The 14,305-nt window shown below is 70.8% G+C and carries 12 protein-coding genes; 8 read left to right on the top strand and 4 right to left on the bottom strand.

Annotation, left to right across the window (positions count from 1 at the left end; translation table 11 throughout):
* Positions 1–62: 62 nt before the first annotated feature.
* Positions 63–899: an SCO4651 family lipoprotein gene (locus CCN51_RS20305; protein WP_014178802.1), complete on the bottom strand. Its 837-nt coding sequence runs from the start codon at positions 897–899 to the stop codon at positions 63–65.
* A gap of 154 nt (positions 900–1,053) precedes the next feature.
* Here CCN51_RS20305 and glmS point away from each other — a divergent pair, with 154 nt between their 5' ends.
* Together glmS and CCN51_RS20315 are read left to right on the top strand one after the other, a co-directional pair.
* On the top strand, positions 1,054–2,901 hold the full coding sequence (glmS, locus tag CCN51_RS20310) for a glutamine--fructose-6-phosphate transaminase (isomerizing) (RefSeq protein ID WP_014178803.1): 1,848 nt from the start codon (positions 1,054–1,056) through the stop codon (positions 2,899–2,901).
* A gap of 7 nt (positions 2,902–2,908) precedes the next feature.
* On the top strand, positions 2,909–3,277 hold the full coding sequence (locus CCN51_RS20315) for a holo-ACP synthase (RefSeq protein WP_014178804.1): 369 nt from the start codon (positions 2,909–2,911) through the stop codon (positions 3,275–3,277).
* A 31-nt stretch (positions 3,278–3,308) separates the two neighbouring features.
* Here the strand turns inward: CCN51_RS20315 and CCN51_RS20320 are convergent, their stop codons facing one another.
* The gene (locus tag CCN51_RS20320; protein WP_014178805.1) at positions 3,309–4,940 is read right to left on the bottom strand and encodes a penicillin-binding transpeptidase domain-containing protein; all 1,632 of its coding nucleotides are present in this window, start codon (positions 4,938–4,940) and stop codon (positions 3,309–3,311) included.
* A 22-nt stretch (positions 4,941–4,962) separates the two neighbouring features.
* A complete protein-coding gene (gene bla / locus CCN51_RS20325; RefSeq protein WP_014178806.1) occupies positions 4,963–5,892 on the bottom strand; it encodes a class A beta-lactamase in 930 nt (309 codons plus the stop codon).
* A gap of 130 nt (positions 5,893–6,022) precedes the next feature.
* On the opposite strand from bla, the gene CCN51_RS20330 reads away from it, so the two are divergent.
* The gene (locus CCN51_RS20330) at positions 6,023–6,904 is read left to right on the top strand and encodes a LysR family transcriptional regulator (RefSeq protein WP_043487407.1); all 882 of its coding nucleotides are present in this window, start codon (positions 6,023–6,025) and stop codon (positions 6,902–6,904) included.
* Complete coding sequence (locus tag CCN51_RS20335; RefSeq protein WP_014178808.1) at positions 6,901–7,800, top strand: serine hydrolase; 900 nt, start codon at positions 6,901–6,903, stop codon at positions 7,798–7,800. The genes CCN51_RS20330 and CCN51_RS20335 overlap by 4 nt, the downstream gene beginning before the upstream one ends.
* On the opposite strand, the gene CCN51_RS20340 is transcribed toward CCN51_RS20335, so the two are convergent.
* Positions 7,797–8,918 (bottom strand): hypothetical protein, encoded by a 1,122-nt coding sequence (locus tag CCN51_RS20340; RefSeq protein WP_143675853.1) that lies wholly within the window; start codon positions 8,916–8,918, stop codon positions 7,797–7,799. The two genes, CCN51_RS20335 and CCN51_RS20340, sit on opposite strands and share 4 nt — an antisense overlap.
* 368 nt (positions 8,919–9,286) lie before the next feature.
* Between CCN51_RS20340 and CCN51_RS20345 the strand changes: the two genes are divergently transcribed.
* The 4 genes from CCN51_RS20345 (at position 9,287) to CCN51_RS20360 (ending at position 14,270) form a co-directional block, all read left to right on the top strand.
* A complete protein-coding gene (locus tag CCN51_RS20345; protein ID WP_158104693.1) occupies positions 9,287–11,497 on the top strand; it encodes an MMPL family transporter in 2,211 nt (736 codons plus the stop codon).
* A 107-nt stretch (positions 11,498–11,604) separates the two neighbouring features.
* A complete protein-coding gene (locus CCN51_RS20350) occupies positions 11,605–12,786 on the top strand; it encodes a sensor histidine kinase (protein ID WP_014178811.1) in 1,182 nt (393 codons plus the stop codon).
* A gap of 49 nt (positions 12,787–12,835) precedes the next feature.
* Complete coding sequence (locus tag CCN51_RS20355; RefSeq protein ID WP_014178812.1) at positions 12,836–13,501, top strand: response regulator transcription factor; 666 nt, start codon at positions 12,836–12,838, stop codon at positions 13,499–13,501.
* A 202-nt stretch (positions 13,502–13,703) separates the two neighbouring features.
* Positions 13,704–14,270, top strand: coding sequence for a GNAT family N-acetyltransferase (locus CCN51_RS20360; RefSeq protein ID WP_014178814.1), 567 nt, complete (start codon positions 13,704–13,706; stop codon positions 14,268–14,270).
* Positions 14,271–14,305: the final 35 nt, after the last annotated feature.

A 14,305-nucleotide genomic window follows, 5' to 3' on the forward strand; every position in this document is an offset into this window, starting at 1 on the left:
GGCGGGGCGTGGGGTCCATCACGCGTGGCGTTCGCGTGGCGTTCACCACGCGCGGCTTTCGGTCAGCCGAACAGGACGCCGCCCTTCAGGGTCACCGGGACGGTCCGGGAGGCGTCGGGCGCGGCGACCTTGACCGGCTTGCCGAACGCGGACAGCGTCACCGTGGCCGTGACGGACACCGTCGCCATGCGGTAGGTCATCTTCAGCCGCACCAGCCGCCCCTGGAGGTCCACCCAGGCGTCGGCGAACACCGGCAGGTCGGTGCCCTGAGCATCCCGTATCTGCTCGGCGCCCTTCCGGGGCTTGTCGGCGAGGCGCAGGGTGAGGGTGGCGTGGTCGATCGAGCCCCGGTACCGGGTGGTGAGGGCCCCGCCGACGGTCTCGTTGGAGCCGAACCGCTCCACCTTGCGCATCGCGGAGATCTGGCGGAGGTAGTGCTCGGGGTCGTTGAGCGGGGCGCGGAGCAGATAGTGGGCCTCGACCTTGTCGCGCGCGGCCGAGCCCCAGGTGCCGTCGTCCGTGCCCTGGACCTGGCTGACGTAGACGGTGTCGCCGTCGAAGATCTCGTCGACATGGTCGATCGCGCCCCCGGGGAAGTCGACCGACAGCTTTCCCTTGTCCTTGGCGAGGTCGAAGGGGCCGTCGGCAGAGATGGTGTACCGGGTCTCCCCTTCGGCGATCGCCACGGTCTCGTGGATGCCGGCGCTCGTGCCGCGGACCTTCGTCACGGCGGCGCGGACGGCCTCGGTGGCCGTCTTTCCGGGGTCCTTCTTCGCGGCGGACTTCGTGTCGGAAGGCTTCGTGTCGTCCTGCTCGTCGGAGGAGCATCCGGTGGCGAGCGAGAGCAGCGCGGTCGCGGCGGCGCAGGCTCTGAGGGCATGAGTGGTGGCGCGGCGCATGATTCCCCCTGAAAGACGAGATGGGCGGCCCCCGGCCGCCGATGCGCATTATGCATCGCTGCGGATGCCGGACGTGCGACGGATGACCGGCAGGTGGCGGATTGCGGGTGGGGGGTGGCTCGCGGGTGCGGCCACGGGCCGTACGCTGCACTGCATGTGCGGAATCGTTGGTTATGTGGGAGGGCAGTCCGCCCTCGATGTCGTCCTCGCCGGGCTGAAGCGGCTCGAATACCGCGGCTATGACTCGGCGGGCGTCGCCGTGCTCGCCGACGGTGGGCTGGCCGCGGCCAAGAAGGCCGGCAAGCTCGCCAACCTGGAGAAGGAGCTTGCGGACCGCCCGCTGCCCAGCGGCGGCACCGGCATCGGCCACACCCGCTGGGCCACCCACGGCGGCCCGACGGACGCCAACGCCCATCCGCACCTGGACAACGCGGGCCGGGTGTCCGTCGTCCACAACGGCATCATCGAGAACTTCGCCGCGCTCCGCGCCGAACTGGCCGAGCGCGGCCACCAACTGGCCTCCGAGACCGACACCGAGGTCGTGGCGCATCTGCTGGCCGAGTCCTTCTCGTCCTGCGGCGACCTCGCCGAGTCGATGCGGCAGGTCTGCCGCCGGCTGGAGGGTGCCTTCACACTGGTCGCGGTGCACGCGGACGCGCCCGACGTGGTGGTCGGCGCGCGCCGCAACTCGCCGCTGGTCGTCGGCGTCGGCGAGGACGAGGCGTTCCTCGCCTCCGACGTGGCCGCGTTCATCGCCCACACCCGCGAGGCCATCGAACTCGGCCAGGACCAGGTCGTCGAGGCGCGCCGGGACGGCGTGACGGTCACGGACTTCGACGGGGCGCCCGCGGACGTCCGTGCGTACCACGTGGACTGGGACGCCTCCGCCGCCGAGAAGGGCGGCTACGACTACTTCATGCTCAAGGAGATCGCCGAGCAGCCGAAGGCCGTCGCCGACACGCTGCTGGGGCGGATCGACGTGGCGGGGAACCTGACGCTGGATGAGGTCCGGATCCCGGCGTCGGTGCTGCGCGAGGTCGACAAGGTCGTCATCGTGGCCTGCGGCACCGCCTACCACGCGGGGATGATCGCGAAGTACGCCATCGAGCACTGGACCCGTATCCCCTGCGAGACCGAGCTGGCCAGCGAGTTCCGCTACCGCGACCCGATCCTGGACCCGCGGACGCTGGTGATCGCCATCTCGCAGTCCGGCGAGACCATGGACACGCTGATGGCCCTGCGGCACGCGCGCGAACAGGGCGCGAAGGTGCTCGCCATCTGCAACACCAACGGCTCCACGATTCCGCGCGAGTCGGACGCGGTGCTGTACACCCACGCCGGGCCCGAGGTCGCGGTCGCCTCCACCAAGGCGTTCCTCACCCAGCTGGTGGCCTGCTACCTGGTGGCGCTGTACCTCGGGCAGGTGCGCGGCACCAAGTGGGGCGACGAGATCCAGTCCGTGATCCGCGAGCTGTCCGAGATCGGCACCCAGGTCGAGCAGGTGCTGGAGACCATGGAGCCGGTGCGGGAGCTGGCGCGGACGCTGGCGAACAAGAACACCGTGCTGTTCCTGGGCCGCCACGTCGGCTTCCCGGTCGCCCTGGAGGGCGCGCTCAAGCTCAAGGAACTCGCCTATATGCACGCCGAGGGCTTCGCTGCCGGTGAGCTCAAGCACGGGCCGATCGCGCTGATCGAGGAGGACCTGCCGGTCGTGGTGGTCGTACCCTCGCCGCGCGGCCGGTCCGTCCTCCACGACAAGATCGTCTCCAATATCCAGGAGATCCGGGCCCGTGGCGCCCGGACCATCGTCATCGCCGAGCGCGGCGACGAGACCGTGGCCCCGTACGCGGACCACCTGATCGAGATCCCCGCCACCCCGACCCTGCTGCAGCCCCTGGTCGCGACCGTGCCGCTGCAGGTCTTCGCATGCGAACTGGCCACGGCGCGCGGCAACGAGGTCGACCAGCCGCGCAACCTGGCCAAGTCCGTGACCGTGGAGTGAGCGGCCGATGATCATCGGGGTCGGCATCGACGTGGCCGAGATCGACCGCTTCGACGATGCGCTGCGGCGCACGCCGGGGATGGCCGACCGGCTGTTCGTCCCGTCCGAGCTGACCCTGCCGAGCGGCGAGCGGCGCGGGATCGCGTCGCTCGCCGCCCGGTTCGCGGCCAAGGAAGCCCTGGCCAAGGCGCTCGGCGCACCGGCCGGGCTGCGCTGGACCGACGCGGAGGTGGAGACGGAGGCCAGCGGGCAGCCGCGGCTGGCGGTGCGCGGGACGGTGGCGGCGCGGGCGGCGGAGCTGGGCGTACGGGCGTGGCATGTGTCGCTCAGCCATGACGCGGGGGTGGCGTCGGCGGTGGTGATCGCGGAGGGGTGACCTCGCCGGTTGACGGGGGTGACCTCGCCGGTTATGACGGGTCGTCGGGAACGGCGGCCAAGAGGTCATGGACGACGGGGACGGCGGAGGACCCGCCGCTGTCGCCCTGCTCGACGACGCAGGCGATGGCGACGTTACCGCGGTGGGCGACGAGCCAGCCGTTGTTGGGGTCGTCGTCGTTGACCTCGGCGGTGCCGGTCTTGGCGCCGATGTCGCCGGGCAGGCCGGCGAGCGCCCTGGCGGTACCGTCGGTGACGGTGGCGCGCATCATGGCGCGCAGCTGGGTCGCCACGCCCCGCGGGAGAGCGGTGGTGGTGGTGGTCGTGTCCTTGTTGCCCCGGGTGATCGCGGGCTGGTGGAACCGGCCGGAGACCGCGGTCGCGGTCACCGACGCCATGATCAACGGGTTGGCCTGCAGCCGACCCTGCCCGATCATGGAGGCCGCCTTCTCCGTCTCGTCGCCGGGTGCGGGAACCGCACCGTCGAATGAGGGGATGCCGATGTGCCACTCCTGGCCGATGCCGAAGTACTTCCCGGCGACCTCGCCCAGCTCCCGGTCGCCGAGCCTGTCGCGCAGGCCGATGAAAGCGGTGTTGCACGACTCGGCGAAGTCCTCGCGGAAGGTGGCGCCGCGGTGCTCGAACTTCCCGACGTTGTGGAACTCCTTGCCGACCGTGAGGTATTTGGGGCAGTGCACGGTGTCCTCGGGCCCCACGGCGCCCTTGAGCAGCAGTGCGCCGCTGGTGACGAGTTTGAAGGTGGAGCCGGGCGCGTAGGTGCCGGAGACGGCGCGGTTGAAGCCGGAGGCCGGAGCGTTGGCCACGGCCAGGATCTCGCCGTTGTCGATCCGCAGGGCGACGAGTGCGGCGTCCCTGCCCTTGGCGCCCTTGGCGAGGGCCGTGGCGGCGGCCGCCTGCCAGGCGGGGTCGATGGTGGTGGCGACCGGCCGGCCGGTGAGCTTCTTGCCGAAGGTGACCTCCGTCCCGGTGACCTCTCCGGTGGCCCGGTCGACGCGCTCGATCGCGCCCTGTGGAGCGGCGTCGGTGCCACCGGGCAGCTGGGCCAGGACCGGAGTCAGCGAGGCGCGGACATCGTCCGGCAGGACGGCCCCCTTGCGGTCGACGACCTCGGGAGCGCCTGCGTCCTCGCGCTTCAGATGGAACTTCTCCGTGCTGCTCAGCTTCGGGTGGACGAGGGACAGCGCCCATTCCACCTTCCAGTCGTCACCCCGCCTGCGCAGGTGCAGCGCCGAGGTGTAGGTCCAGGTGCCCAGGTCGGCAACGGGCATCTTGGCGCTGAAGGGGACGGCCACGGCACCGTCCTTGCCGACGGTGGCCGCGGCCGGGGTCAGGGTGGGCTCGCTGATGTCGAGCCCGGCGGTGAAGCTGCGCAGCACGCGCTCTGCCTCACCCGGGCTGGAGGTGAGCGCCGCCGCCTGCGACATGCGGCCTGCCGCCCAGTCGGACAGGAAGGCGCGCGCCCGGGACGTCGCTTCGGGGTCCGGCCGCGGGGGACCGGCGCCGGGCCCGGGAGCGAAAGGGCCCAGCTCGGCCGCGTACGCCACGCCCACGACCAGCGCGACCGTCAGCCCGACCGCGGCCACCACGCGGGCCTTCCGGGCGGGTCTGCGGCCGAGGCTCGTGGGTTGTTCCGTATCGGTCATCAAGAGACTCCTCATGTACCGCTTACGACAGGGTGCCGGCGATCACGGATGCCGCTTGCGCGATCAGCCGGTCGTCGGGTTCGGCGTCCTTCTTGTGACGGTTCGACAGGATCGCGATCACGATGGGGGCCTTGTCGGGGGGCCACACCACGGCGATGTCGTTGCGACCGCCGTAGTAACTGCCGGTTCCGGTCTTGTCGCCGACCACCCAGCCCTTGGGCACCCCGGCCCTGATGACCTTGTCGCCGGTTTTGTTGGTCCGCAGCCATGTGGTGAGCTGCGCGCGTTCGCCCTTGGCGAGGACGTCCCCGAGGACGAACGCGCGCAGGTCCTTCGCGAACGCCCGCGGAGTGGTGGTGTCCCGCAGCTCGCCCGGCACCCATTCGCTCAGATACGGCTCGGGGCGATCCATCCGGGTGACGTCATCGCCCAACTTCTCGAGCGTGGCGTCGAGGGCCTTGGGCCCGCCGAGTTCCTTGAGGATCAGGTTGGCCGCGGCGTTGTCGCTGTAGCGGACGGCGGCGTCGCACAGTTCGCCCAGGGTCATCCCGGTGTCCACGTGCTTTTCGGTTACGGGGGAGTTGGCGACCAGCACGTCCTTGGAGTACGTGATTTTTCTGTCCATCCCGCTGAGCGAGAACTTCTTCAGGGCGGCACCGGCGGCCATGGCCTTGAAGGTGGAGTTGTAGGCGAAGCGCTCGCCGTCGTTGTACACCACCTCACGGCCGGTGCCCGTGTCGATGGCGTAGACGCCCAGGCGCGCGTCGAACTTGTGCTCAAGATCCCTGAACTCGCGGGCATACGACCCCGTCCGAGTGTCCGCCGCTTTTGAGGACGGAGAGGACGGAGAGGACGGGGCCTTGGAACCGTCCTGGCCGCAGGCCGCGAGCGGGACGAGGGTGAGTGTGGCGAGCGCACCGCGAATGGCGCGCCGGGCGCGGATGTGCCGCATGGTCCGAACCTCCTGCGGGGGTGTGGCTGATGGAGCCACTTTCGCCTCGCGGCGGCCATACGATCCAATACGATCGGGTGGGGTTCCATGCTGTTTTGACATAGCGGTCTTGGTATAGGGGGTGCTGGCTGTGGATCTGGTGGGGGCGTGTCGCGCGTTCGTCAGTGTGAGCGAGCGCGGCAGTTTCACCGTCGGAGCGGCCGCCGCCCGGATGTCCCAGCCGGTGGCCAGCCGCCGTATCGCCGCCTTGGAGGAGCGCTTCGGTGAGCAGCTGTTCGAGCGCACCTCGCGGCGGGCCGTCCTCACGCCCTTCGGCCGGGACATGCTGCCGGCGGCCCGTCAGCTCGTCCTGGCCGCCGACGTACTGGAACACGAGGCGGAAGCCGCCAAGCGCAAGCCGTGGCGGCTCGCGGTACCCGGAATCTGCTCCACCGTCGATCTGGCCCGCCTCGTCGCCGACGCGCGAGGACACGGCGTCACCCTCGAACTCCGCGTCGGGCCTTCGCCGCGGCGGCTGGAGCTCGTCCGCTCCCAACAGGTGCGTGCCGCCTTGCTTCCGGTGCCGCCGGACGAGGCGGCGTGGTCCGTGCCGCTCGGGCTGGCCGGCGCCCGGGATCCCGGCGTGAAGCGCGTCTACGTCGAGACGCTGCGGATCGGACGGGCCGACCCCGGCCCGCCCCGCCGTATCTGGATCCAACCGGAAGACGACGTCCCGCACGTCCGCGACCCGCTGACGCGCCTGCGCGACGCCGTCGGACTGCGGCCCGCACAGCTCGTCGTCGCGGACGACCTCACGACCGCCGCGGCGGAGGTGCTGTGCTCACGCGATCTGCTGCTGTGCTCGCCCGCGCAGGCCCGGGAACTCGCCCTGAGCTGGCGCCCCATCGGCGAGATCGCGCTCACCCGGGGGTATGCCCTCACCGGCGCAGCGGCCGGCGATCCACAACACATCCAGGCACGCCTGGGCGACGCGATCGCACGCTGCCTCGGTGCCGAGGGGGCGGTCGCATGACCGAGGCGCTGCTCCGCGAGATGCGCGGGCGACTGCACGACGGTGGCCTGCGCGGATATCTCCTCGTCCGGGATCTGCACACCGGCGAAGAGCTGGGCATCGATCCGGATGTCCAGCTGCCGTCCGCGTCCCTGGTCAAGGTTCCGCTCGCGCTGGCGACGGCGGAGCGCATCCGGCGCGGCGAGCTCGACGGGGCCACGGTGCTCGACGTACGACCCGGGCGGATCACCACGCCCGGCCCGACCGGGCTGAGCCGATTCCGCCACCCCGCCCGGATCGCGATCGACGACCTGCTCTATCTGAGCACCTGCATCAGCGACGGAGCGGCCGCCGACGCGCTGTTCGACCTCACCCCGCCCGCCCAGGTCGCGGACCTGCTCCACGAGTTCGACCTCCACGGCATCACCGTCCGGCACATCACGGACGAGCTGAGTGACACGCCCGTGGAACGCTTCGACACCACACAGGCACATCTCGCCCACGCCCTCGCCATCGACGCCGGCACCCACGGCCGTGGACACCGGGTGCCACAGCTCGACACCACCCGCGCCAACACCGGCAGCGCACGCGCCTGGGTCGAACTGCTCCAGGCGCTGTGGACGCCGTCGACGATCCACCCGGACGTAGCCGAGCGCGTGCGCCGCCTCATGGCCCACAACGTGCTACGCCACCGCCTCGCCCCGGACTTCGGCTCCGACGCCACCACCTGGTCCTCCAAGACCGGTACCCTCCTCAACCTCCGCCACGAAATCGGCGTCGTCGAGCACTCCGACGGCCAGGCCTTCGCCATCGCCGTCCTGACCGAGTCCCTCGTCCCCGCCATCATCCAGCCCGGCGCCGAGGCCCTGATGGCCCAGGTCGCCCGGACGCTCCGCGATCACCTGCGGCAGCTCTAAAGCATCTTCACGTCCGTGCAACCGTGCCGGGCCGCGGACCGCTCCGCGAACTGCTTCAACGCTTCGCGGGCGTACTTGCGCTGCGGCTTGGCGTCATGGTCGTAGTCGCGGTAGTCGACCACGAAGACCGCCTGCCGCGGTGAGCCGGGGCAAGCCGCCTCGGCCCGGAAGAGGAAGTCCGTCCGCAGCGGCTTGGTCACCACCGAGTCGAGCTCCTTGCCGGTTTGCGTCTTCATACGCTGGTCGTCCGCGAAGGTGCCGTAGTAGGAGGACAGGCGGAACAGGGCCTGGCCCTTGTCGTCGATCAGCATGCAATCTTCCACGGGCGCGCGTTCCGCGGCCGTCTCATGGGCACGCGTGATCACCGAGCCGGGCTTGATGCCCGCGCATGTGCCGTCCGCCTCGGCAAGTGGTGGCGCCTCCCGGTACTTCGGCCTCCCGGAGTCGAGCGGCTCCACCCGCCGTACGCGGCCGCCGAAGCGGGCGTCGCAGCCGTACTCGCGGGCGGCGGCCTGCGCGGTCCGCGTCGCGAACCGGGCCAGCCGTACCCGCTGTGCCGCCTCCTCGTACGGCCGCGAGCCCCAGCTGTGCACGAACAGCGTCAGGCTGTCCCCGGTGCGCGGACCGTCCGTGTTCCTGCAGTCGAGGACCACGGTGGCCGCGGCGCCATCGCCCGCGAGGTTCACCATGCCCTGCCATCCCGCGCCGATCGGCACCGGGACCGTAGTGGTGAAGGAGCCGGGGTCCCGACCGGATTCGATGTGCGGGGCCCATGCCTGGGACCGCCATTCCATCCGGACCACGGCCCGCTGCTGGTACCCGCTCGGACCGTCGAGCCAGCAGACGACAGGCGGGCCGGATCCATCCCGGGACTTGTCTCCGGCCATTCTGTCGGCTGTTCTGTGCTTGGTATCGCCGCTGACGTCGTCGGTGCCGAGCAGCGCGCGCACCTCGTCGACGGCCACCGTGCCGTCGCACGCGTCGGCCACGGACTTCTCGTCCCGCCAGCGGTCGTAGCCGCCGCTGAAGTAGAACCAGCCCGCCGCGCCGACGAGCAGCGCCAGCGCAATGCCGCCGTATCGCTTGGCCCGCCGCCGCATCGGCGTTCCCCGTTTCACCCTAGCACCCCTGGTTGACCTGTCGTGATCGCGCCAAGGACGCTAGCAGCCCCACTCGCTCGTCGGCGACACGCCCGCCCAGCTCAGAAGGCGGCGTCGGCGGGGCGCTCGAACTGCCCGTCGATGGGATCCTCGTTCTCGCTCAGGTCGTGGCCTGCTGCCAGCCGAGCAGGTCATCAGCGCACGAGTGATCTTTCCTGCGCGGCGGAGCCGAACGGGGAGTGCCCCGTCATACCCGTGGAGGACATGCCCGGCCGTGTGTAGTGCGTTCTCAGTAGTCGGGAATGTCGGCGGGCGCATGACGACGGGACGGGCCGGGCCCCGGGAGTCTGGGGGTACCCCGAGATCAGATGTGGAGACCTCCGTCCGTGGCTACTTTTCTCTACCGACTGGGCCGTCTGGCCTTCCGGCGGCGCTGGCGCGTCGCCTTGTTGTGGGTGGCGGTGCTGGCCGCTGTCGGCTTCGGCGCTGTCCAGGCTCCCGCTGCCCCCGATGAGGGGTCCTCCATGCCGGGCATCGAGTCCCAGAAGGCATTCGACCTGATGGAGCAGCGTTTCCCCGGGGCCAAGGCCGACGGGGCGAGCGCCCGGATCGTCTTTGTCGCTCCGGACGGGCAGAAGATCACCGCGGCCGGGAACCGGGCGGTCATCGAGAAGGCCGTGGGTGAGGCGGCCGACGGGACTCAGGTCGCCGGCGCGGTGGGCCCGTTCCAGGCGAAGGCGGTGAGCAAGGACGCCTCGACGGCGTATGCGACCGTCACCTACAAGGTGAAGGCCGACGACCTCACCGACGCCAGCAAGAAGACGCTTGAGGACGCAATAGGTCAGGCCCGGGATGCGGGCCTGACCGTCGAGGTCGGCGGAAGCGCGCTGGCGACCCAGCCCGCGGCGGGCGGGGCGGCCGAGGGGATCGGCATCGCCATCGCCGCCGTCGTGCTGCTGGTGACCTTCGGTTCGCTGGCCGCGGCCGGGCTTCCGCTGCTGACCGCGATTGTCGGCGTCGGCATCAGCATGGCCTCGATCCTGGCCCTGGGCAGTGCCCTGGGCCTGTCCATGACGACCGGCACTCTGGCCACGATGCTCGGCCTCGCGTGCGGCATCGACTACGCCGTGTTCGTCGTCTCCCGCTACCGCGAGGAGCGGGCCAAGGGGCACGCGCCCCAGGAGGCGGCGGGGCTGGCCGCCGGTACCGCCGGGTCGGCGGTCGTCTTCGCCGGGCTCACCGTCGTCATCGCGCTGGCCGGGCTCTCGGTGGTCGGCATCCCGATGCTGACCAAGATGGGCCTGGCCGCCGCGGGCGCGGTCGGCGTCGCCGTGGTGATCGCGCTGACCCTGGTCCCGGCCCTGCTCGGCTTCTGGCCGAACGCCGTACTGTCGCGCTCCGCCCGCAAGCGCGGGCGGGCCGAGGTGGCCGGTCAGAACAACGGCGGCAGCCGCTGGGCCCGGTTCGTGCTGCGCCGCCCCGTCCCCGTGCTCCTCGCCTCGGTCGCGGGCCTGGGGGCGCTTGCGGTACCGGTGATGGATCTGCAGCTGGGTATGCCCGGGGACGAGGTCAAGCCCACCTCGACCACGGAGCGCCGCGCCTACGACGCGCTCGCCCACGGTTTCGGTGCCGGCTTCAACGGGCCTCTGAGCATCGTCGTGGACGCCAAGGGCGCCGAGAACCCGAAGGCCGCGGTGAAGACGATCGAGCAGAAGATCGGCGCCACCGAGGGGGTTGTCTCCGTCTCGCCGGCGCGGTTCAACCCCGCGGGTGACACCGCGGTGTTCTCCGCCGTCCCGGCCACCGGACCGAGCGACAAGAAGACCAAGGACATCGTCCACACCATCCGCGACGAACGCCCAGCGACCGAGTCGGCCACCGGAGCGAGCTTCGAGGTGACCGGCACCACCGCGGTGAACATCGACGTCGCCCAGAAGGTCCAGGACGCGCTGATCCCCTACCTCATCGTCGTGGTGGGCCTGGCCATCCTGCTCCTGCTGGTGGTCTTCCGTTCCGTGCTCGTACCGATCAAGGCGGCCTTCGGCTTCCTGCTGTCGGTGCTGGCGGCTCTCGGCGCGGTCGTCGCGGTCTTCCAGTGGGGCTGGGGCGCCGGCCTCCTCGGTGTCGAGCAGACCGGCCCGATCATGAGCCTGATGCCGATCTTCCTGGTGGGCATCGTCTTCGGTCTCGCCATGGACTACGAGGTCTTCCTGGTCTCCCGCATGCGGGAGGCGTACGTCCACGGGGACCGGCCCGGCCAGGCGGTCGTCTCCGGGTTCCGGTACAGCGCCCGCGTCGTGGTGGCCGCCGCACTGATCATGATGGCCGTGTTCTCCGGGTTCGTCGGCGCCGGTGAATCCATGATCAAGATGATCGGGTTCGGTCTGGCCACGGCCGTCCTGTTCGACGCGTTCGTCGTCCGCATGGCGCTGGTGCCCGCCGTCCTCGCCCTGCTCGGCAAGGCGGCGTGGTGGATGCCGCGTTGGCTGGACAGGCTCCTGCCCCGCGTCGATGTGGAAGGCGAGGCTCTCAGCCGCCGGTCCTCCACCGCCCCGGCACCTGTGGACACGACCGAGCTGGAATCGGCTCACGTCTGACAGCCCTAAGCGCCCGAGGGCCGCCCGTGCGGGACACGGGCGGTCCCCGTCGGCGGTTCGCACACGGCGCGCCCCATGGACCCAGATCGCTCTGACCGGAGTACCCGATGAACACCAGCTGGCAGCGGTACGCGAAGAACCATCCCCGCGTCGTCGACACGATGGCCATCCTGCTGCTGTTCGCCGCCTCCCTCTCCGGAACCATGTTGAGCAGCGTGGAACCCTTCACCCAGCGGATCGACTGGTGGCCCGGCGCGCTCCTGGCGGGCGTCGCCTGCACAGCCCTGTGGTGGCATCGCAGCCACCCCCGCACCGTTGTCGCGATCACCGCGGTCTGTGCCAACGCCGGCAGCGCGCTGGGCTACCTGCTGACCGCCCTGCTGCTGGCACCGACCATGGCCGCGCTGTACTGGCTCGCCATTCACACCGACCGGAAGACCGCACGCACCTACTGCTTCGCCGTCATCGCACTGCTGGTGCCCACGACACTGATCGTCGCCCCCTACCACCACTCGTTGATCCTCAGGACGATCAACCCCGCCTTCTCGCTGCTGGTGCCGGTCGCCTGGGGTACGGCGGTCCGGCTGCGGCGCGCCTATATGGAGGCCGTGCACGCCCGCGCCGAATACGCCGAGCGCACCCGCGAGGAGGAGGCGCGGCACCGGGTCGCCGAGGAGCGCATGCGCATCGCCCGTGAGCTGCACGACGTGGTCGCCCACCACTTGGCCCTGGCCAACGCCCAGGCCGGCACCGCCGGCCACCTCGCGCGGACCGACCCCGACCAGGCGCAGAAGATCCTCACCGACCTCGCCGGTACGACGTCCTCGGCGCTGCGCGAGCTCAAGGCCACCGTCGGCCTGCTGCGCCAGCCGGACGACCCCGAGACGCCTCTGGAACCGTCCCCCGGACTCGGCCGGCTCTCCGAACTGACCACCGCGTTCGCGTCCGCCGGACTCAAGGTCACCGTCACCACCGAGGGCGAGGCGAGACAACTCTCACCGGGTGTGGACCTGACAGCGTTCCGGATCGTGCAGGAGGCACTCACCAACGTCACCAAACACGCCGCCGCGGGCACCGCGCGCGTCAGGCTCGCGTACTCCCGCGACCTGCTGACCATCACGGTCAGCGACGACGGAGCAACCGCGGCCCCCACCGTGCCGGTCCCGGGCGGCGGCTTCGGCCTCATCGGGATGCGCGAGCGCGCCCAGTCCGTCGGTGGCCGCCTGCAAACAGGTCACCGCCCCGAAGGCGGCTTCGCCGTCACCACTGAACTGCCGATTCGCCCCTAGACAGCTCTAGACAGCCTGGACAGACAGAACCCGGAAGTGACCGAAACAGATGACCATCCGCGTCGTGCTCGCCGACGACCAGGCCCTCCTGCGGGCGACCTTCCGGATCCTGATCGACTCCTGCTCCGACATGGGCGTGGTCGCCGAAGCCGCCGACGGCACGGAAGCGGTCGAGCTCACCCGCGCCCATCACCCCGACGTCGTCCTCATGGACATCCGCATGCCCGGCACCGACGGCCTGGCCGCCACCACCGCCGTCTGCTCCGATCCGGACCTGTCCGCCACCCGCGTCCTCATCCTCACCACCTTCGAGACCGAGGAGTACGTCGCCCGGGCACTGCGCGCAGGCGCGAGCGGCTTCCTCGGCAAGGACGTCACCGCCGACGCGCTCCTCACCGCCATCCGCACCGTCGCGTCCGGCGACGCCCTCCTCTCCCCCCTGGCCACCCGAGCCCTCATCACCCGCTTCCTCGCCACCCCCGCACCCGGCAACCACCTGGCACCCCCCGAACGCCTGGCCGTCCTCACCGCCCGTGAGCGAGAAGTGATGGCACTGGCCGCCGAAGGCATGTCCAACCATGAGATCGCTGAAAGACTCGTTGTCAGCCCACTGACCGTACGCAGCCATATCCATCGCGCCATGACGAAACTGCACGCGCGCGACCGCGCCCAACTGGTCGTCGTCGCCTACCAGTCCGGCCTCGTCACGCCGTGACGTCCCGCCACGTCTCCGGCAGCGCCGTCGCGACGTCGTACGCCGCGATGGGCGCGCCATAGGGGTCCGAGCACGGAGAGATCGACTCGGACCGCCTCACCCAGCGCATTCACGCTTTCCAGAGGACGGTCACGGCCATTGACACCGCAGTGGCGCGGGACACTTCCGCTCGTATCCGCGAGGCCATACAAGGAGGCTGTTCATGACCGTGTCGGAGACGATCGCTGTCGAGCGCATGGACGGCCCGGCTGCCGCACGGGCCGAGTCGGAGTTCAGGCTCGTCTACGCAGAGGTCTTCGCGGAAGAGCCGTACGAGGAGACTCCGGAATCGGTCGATGCGAGCTTCCGGGGGTTCCGCTCACAGGTCCGCAAGGCGAACTTCCGGGGAGCCGTCGCCCGCACGGGCGATGGCGAGCCCGTCGGCATTGTCTACGGCTACCCGCTCAGCCCGAGCACCGGCTGGTGGGACCGGCTCACCACGCCGGTGAGCGACGAGCTGCGCCGCGAGGACGGGCGGCGGACGTTCGGGCTGATGGAGCTCGCCGTACGCGCCCCGTGGCGCCGCCTGGGCGTGGCCCGTCGACTGCATGAGGCGGTGCTGGCGGACACCACCGCGGAACGCGTGCTGCTCAAGACACGGTCGGACGTCGAGGCTGCGCAGGCTGCCTACCGATCATGGGGGTACCGCAAGGTGGGGGAGGCTCATCCGTGGGACGGCGCCGACCTGTATGACGTGATGGTGCTGGAACTGAGCGAACCGGGCGGGTAGCCGCGAGACGGCGGGAGGGGGTGGGGGTGCAGGGG

Origin of the sequence: Streptomyces milbemycinicus, from assembly GCF_002154605.1 — a bacterium.
In the GTDB taxonomy this organism is placed as follows: domain Bacteria; phylum Actinomycetota; class Actinomycetes; order Streptomycetales; family Streptomycetaceae; genus Streptomyces; species Streptomyces milbemycinicus.